At 74.3% G+C, this 1,379-nt stretch carries 1 protein-coding gene and 1 pseudogene; both read right to left on the bottom strand.

Going from position 1 to position 1,379, the window contains the following annotated elements; all coding sequences use genetic code 11:
• Positions 1-251: 251 nt before the first annotated feature.
• Complete coding sequence (locus tag ABZ371_RS32620; protein WP_358686555.1) at positions 252-833, bottom strand: hypothetical protein; 582 nt, start codon at positions 831-833, stop codon at positions 252-254.
• Positions 834-970: 137 nt separating this feature from the next.
• Positions 971-1,379, bottom strand: a pseudogene (locus ABZ371_RS32615) (helix-turn-helix domain-containing protein); the annotation flags it as partial.

The following is a 1,379-nucleotide window of genomic DNA, read 5'->3' as shown; positions in this document are numbered from 1 at the left end:
GGCGACGAGGGCCGAGCCGTTCCGGGGGTCGCCCGCGCTGCGCTGGGCGGACGGGGCGGCGGGCGTCGAGATGCCCGGGGCCGATGCCGTAGGGGGGATGAGCAGGGCCCAGGTCGTCGGGCTGCCGCGGACGACCCGGCAGTTCCTCATCGCGGCGAACCTCGATACGTGCGGCAGACCCGCACGTGAGGCGGGACGGCCCCCGGTCCGTCGCTCGCGCGCGGACGGGGGGCCGTCCCCCTCTGCCGGGATCAGTGGCCGAGGTGGTAGGGCACGTGCACCTGGGACGCCGCCCGCTGGAGCATGCCGACCTTCTGCTGGAGGGGCTTCTGCTGCTCCCCGTGCAGCGCGTTGAGCACCACCACGGCGCCGGTGAGGGCGGGGATCGCCCACTGCATGATCGTCAGTTGCTTCCGGGCCTGGTGCAGGTCCACGGGGTGCTGAGCCGCCTTCTCAAGATCCTCGGGGTCGTTGGAGCTCGCCAGCTCCACCTTCTTGCCCAGGACGCGGCTGTAGGCGGTGGCCGCCAGTGCGGCGCCGGTCAGGAGTGTCTTCGCCAGCGTGGAGGCGGCCACCCCCTGCTGGGTGTGGACCCTGGTGGCGTTGGCGGACAGCAGGCCGGTGCCGCCCATGAGGTGCAGCCCGATCGCCGCGGCGTTCACGGGCGTCCACTTCGCCCAGCCCGCACTGGCGATCCTGCCCATGTCCGTCTCGGTCGTCCCCTCGCTCGCGGCTGCACCGTTCACCCCCACGGCACCCATCAGCGAGCCACCGAACCAGGCGGCCAGACCGAGATCATGGATGCTGCGCACCAAGGTGTTGCGTTCCGACATCGTCGCTCCTCTGCAGGATGGAAACCTGTGGGTGCCCACTGGTCCCCTCCACGCTCGGTCGGACGCGTTCCCCCCACCACAGGGGTGGGGCCATCCGGGCGAACGGTGCCGCGAGGCGCGGCGGTGGCAGCGGGGCGTCAGGCGGTGGCGTGCGGGGGTGCCTCGCAGCCGCGGCAGTGGCCCGGGCGGCGGGAGCGGAAGGCGCGGTCGCAGGTGTCGCAGTTCTGGAGCGGGATGACGACGGCCCCGCGGTGCACCGGCGTGAGGTCCCCGGCCCCGGGCAGCGGTGGCGGCAGGAGCGCGGTGATGCGGTGCCGCAGGAGCTTCGCGGGGTGCTTCAGGGGGACGGGCAGGTCGGTGGTGAGTGCGTGGCGGACGCTGTCGGGACGGGCGTCCCGTTCGAACCAGGCGGCGACGCCGGGCGCGAGGGCCTCGACACCGCGTTCGGAGAGGACCAGCTGCGGCGTGTGGCGGCGCAGGTCGGCGAGGAGCGCGGCGGCGGCCCGGTACAGCTCCGGCGTGCCGGCCCGGGGCCGGGGGAGCGGT

The organism is Streptomyces sp. NPDC005899, from assembly GCF_040629645.1.
In the GTDB taxonomy this organism is placed as follows: Bacteria; Actinomycetota; Actinomycetes; order Streptomycetales; family Streptomycetaceae; genus Streptomyces.
This window is presented reverse-complemented; position numbering and strand designations above follow the sequence as displayed.

Excerpts from the sequence above, each read along its gene's own strand:
- ABZ371_RS32620 (WP_358686555.1), bottom strand. The coding sequence starts at position 833 with ATGTCGGAACGCAACACCTTGGTGCGCAGCATCCATGATCTCGGTCTG.